The sequence below is a fragment of the Arenimonas sp. genome (assembly GCF_019459675.1).
Classification (GTDB): Bacteria; Pseudomonadota; Gammaproteobacteria; order Xanthomonadales; family Xanthomonadaceae; genus Arenimonas.
Genome location: NZ_JAIBFH010000217.1, coordinates 1 through 2978 on the forward strand (window position 1 = coordinate 1; position 2978 = coordinate 2978).

Below are 2978 nucleotides of genomic sequence, written 5' to 3' on the forward strand. Positions count from 1 at the left end.
CGCCCCCCCCCCCCCCCCCCCCCCCCCCCCGCCCCCAATTCACGGGGGGGGCCCGTTTCCTTTTGCGCCATTGAAACGACCCACCGGAGTAAGCCCATGTGTTCGATCCTCGGAATATTCGACCTGCGGCCGGGCGCCGACCTGGCCCCGCTGCGGCCGCTGGCCCTGTCGCTGTCGGCGCGCCAGCGCCACCGCGGACCGGACTGGTCGGGCGTGTACACCCATGCCCACTGCGTGCTGGTGCACGAGCGCCTGGCCATCGTGGACCCCGCCGGCGGCGCCCAGCCGCTGCGCTCGGCCGACGGCGAGCTGGCGCTGGCGGTGAACGGCGAAATCTACAACCACCGCGAGCTGGAGCGTGCGCTTACCCAGCCCTACGATTTCCAGACCGGCTCGGACTGTGAAGTGATCAACGCCCTGTACCGCGAATCGGGCGCCGACGGCATCGGCAGGCTCAACGGCATCTACGCCTTCGCGCTGTGGGATGCGGCGCAGGGCCGTTATCTCATCGCCCGCGACCCGATGGGCGTGTGCCCGCTGTACTGGGGCCACGACGCCGACGGTCGCCTGTGGGTGGCCTCCGAGATGAAGGCGCTGGCGCGGCACTGCGCCGACGTGGCGCCGTTCCCGCCGGGCCACGTGTTCGACAGCGCCACCGGCACGCTGGTGGCCTTCCATCAGCGGCCCTGGCGGGACTACGAGGCCACCCAGGGCGTGGTGGTGTCGCCCGAGGCGCTGCGCGCGGGCTTCGAACAGGCCGTGCACCGCCAGCTGATGACCGACGTGCCCTACGGCGTGCTGCTGTCGGGCGGGCTGGACTCGTCGCTGGTGGCGGCCTGCGCGGCGCGCTTCGCCCGCCAGCGCGTGGAAGACGACGATCGCGGCGAGGCGTGGTGGCCGCGCCTGCATTCGTTCGCGATCGGCCTGGTGGGTTCACCCGACCTGGCCGCGGCCGAAGTGGCGGCCAAGGCGCTGGGCACGGTGCACCACGGTTACACCTACCGCTTTGAAGAGGGCCTGGACGCGCTGCCCGACGTGATCCGCCACATCGAAAGCTACGACGTCACCACCGTGCGCGCGTCCACGCCGATGTACCTGCTGGCGCGGCGCATCAAGGCCATGGGGGTGAAGATGGTGCTCAGCGGCGAAGGCGCCGACGAAATCTTCGGTGGCTACCTGTACTTCCACAAGGCGCCCGACGCCCGCGCTTTCCATGAAGAAACGGTGCGCAAGCTCGACGCGCTGCACCTCTACGACTGCCTGCGCGCCAACAAGGCGATGATGGCCTGGGGCGTTGAGGCGCGCGTGCCCTTCCTGGACCTGGAGTTCATGGACCTGGCGATGTCCATGGACGCCGCGCACAAGATGGCCGGCAAGGGCCGCATGGAGAAGGCCGTGCTGCGTGAAGCCTTCACCGGCGTGTTGCCCGATGAAATCCTGTGGCGCCAGAAGGAACAGTTCAGCGACGGCGTCGGCTACGGCTGGATCGATGGCCTCAAGGCGCACGCGGAAGCGCACGTCAGCGACTCGATGCTGGCCCAGGCCCCGCTGCGCTTCCCGGTGAACCCGCCGCAGACCAAGGAAGCCTACTGGTACCGCGAACTGTTCGAGCGCGAGTTCCCCGGCGACGCCTGCGCGAAAACCATACCCGGCGGAAAATCCATCGCCTGTTCGTCACCGGCGGCCATTGCCTGGGACCCGGCGTTCGCCGCCGCAGCCGATCCGTCCGGGCGTGCGGTGGCGGGGGTGCACCTGGCGGCGACCTGAGCGCGGGTACCCGCCATCGTGGCGCGCAACAGGCGTCGGCTATCATGCCGGCATGAGTGACCTGGAGCGCGACCCACCGCCCGTGCCGCCGGAGAAGCCGCTGCCGTCGGACTGCTGCGACAGCGGCTGCGACCGCTGCGTGCATGACATCTATGCCGACGAGCGGACGTACTTCGAGCAGCGGCTGGCGGAGTGGCTGGCGCGTCAGTGACCGCGGGGTCGCCCGCCGCACGGTCCTGGTGCCAACGTTACTCTCCGCGGAAGCGCAGCGTCAGGCCCTTGAGGAAGTTGCGCAGCATCTGGTCGCCGCACAGGCGGAAGTTCTTGTGCCCGGGCGCGCGGAACAGCGCCGACAGTTCGGGCTTGGACACCGGGAAGCCGGCGTCCTGGAAGACCTGGTGCATGTCGGCGTCCTTGAACTCGAAGGCCACGCGCAGTTTCTTCAGCACCAGGTTGTTGCTGACGCGCTTTTCCACCGGGCGCTTGTCGGCTTCGCTGCCGGGGCCGCGGTAGTGGATCACCAGGCCGTCGAGGAAGTGCGACAGCACCAGGTCGGGACATTCGGCAAAGCCCGCTTCGCCTTCCTTCTTCAGGTAGGCCTGCACTTCGGACTTGTCGAGCTCGAAGCCGGCGTTGGCCAGCTGCGCGATCTCGACGATCTTGTTGTCGCCCAGGTCGAGCATGAAGCGGATGCTGCGCAGGACGTCGTTGTTGATCATGGCTTTCCAGGGGCTGGCGATGCCGGCCAGCGGCCGGGGGCGGCCATTATGGACCACCCGGGCCGTGGCCGTAGCCGCCCGGCACCGGGGTCGTCAGAAGCTTGAGCCCGGCTGCTGCAGGAAGGCGGTTTCTTCGGGCGTGGGCTCGCGCCCGAGGATGGCGTTGCGGTGCGGGTAGCGGCCGAAGCGGTCGATGATGGCTTTGTGCTTGAGTTCGAACTCGTGGTTGGTCGCCGGGGCGTGGTCGCGGTACAGCGTGTCGGCAAGCACGTGGATGGCCGCCGATTCGCTGTGCATGTAGGGCATCAGCAGGAAACTGCACTGCACCGGCGCCAGCTCGGCCAGCGCGCCGGCGCGCCCGGCCGCCAGCGCCCGCGCCACGGCCGGGGTGGTCCATAATGGCCGCCCCCGGCGGCTGGCCGGCATCGCCAGCCCCTGCAAAGCCATGATCAACAACGACGTCCTGCGCAGCATCCGCTTCTTGCTCGACCA

4 protein-coding genes are annotated in these 2978 nt (G+C 69.2%); 2 read left to right on the plus strand and 2 right to left on the minus strand.

The features are described from left to right. Positions 1-96 precede the first annotated feature (96 nt). Together asnB and K0M70_RS07440 are read left to right on the plus strand one after the other, a co-directional pair. Positions 97-1767 carry an asparagine synthase B gene (asnB, locus tag K0M70_RS07435; protein WP_290781109.1) on the plus strand — a complete coding sequence of 557 codons (1671 nt, stop codon included), beginning with the start codon at positions 97-99 and terminating at the stop codon, positions 1765-1767. A 52-nt stretch (positions 1768-1819) separates the two neighbouring features. After that, positions 1820-1978, plus strand: coding sequence for an oxidoreductase-like domain-containing protein (locus tag K0M70_RS07440; RefSeq protein ID WP_290781111.1), 159 nt, complete (start codon positions 1820-1822; stop codon positions 1976-1978). A 37-nt stretch (positions 1979-2015) separates the two neighbouring features. On the opposite strand, the gene K0M70_RS07445 is transcribed toward K0M70_RS07440, so the two are convergent. After that, positions 2016-2486: a DUF1456 family protein gene (locus K0M70_RS07445; RefSeq protein ID WP_290781113.1), complete on the minus strand. Its 471-nt coding sequence runs from the start codon at positions 2484-2486 to the stop codon at positions 2016-2018. A gap of 93 nt (positions 2487-2579) precedes the next feature. Beyond that, on the minus strand, positions 2580-2978 hold a 399-nt coding region (locus K0M70_RS07450; protein ID WP_290781115.1), incomplete at its 5' end, for a DUF924 family protein.

Coding starts and splice junctions, on each gene's coding strand:
- asnB (WP_290781109.1), top strand. CDS start 97: ATGTGTTCGATCCTCGGAATATTCGACCTGCGGCCGGGCGCCGACCTG.
- K0M70_RS07440 (WP_290781111.1), top strand. CDS start 1,820: ATGAGTGACCTGGAGCGCGACCCACCGCCCGTGCCGCCGGAGAAGCCG.
- K0M70_RS07445 (WP_290781113.1), bottom strand. CDS start 2,486: ATGATCAACAACGACGTCCTGCGCAGCATCCGCTTCATGCTCGACCTG.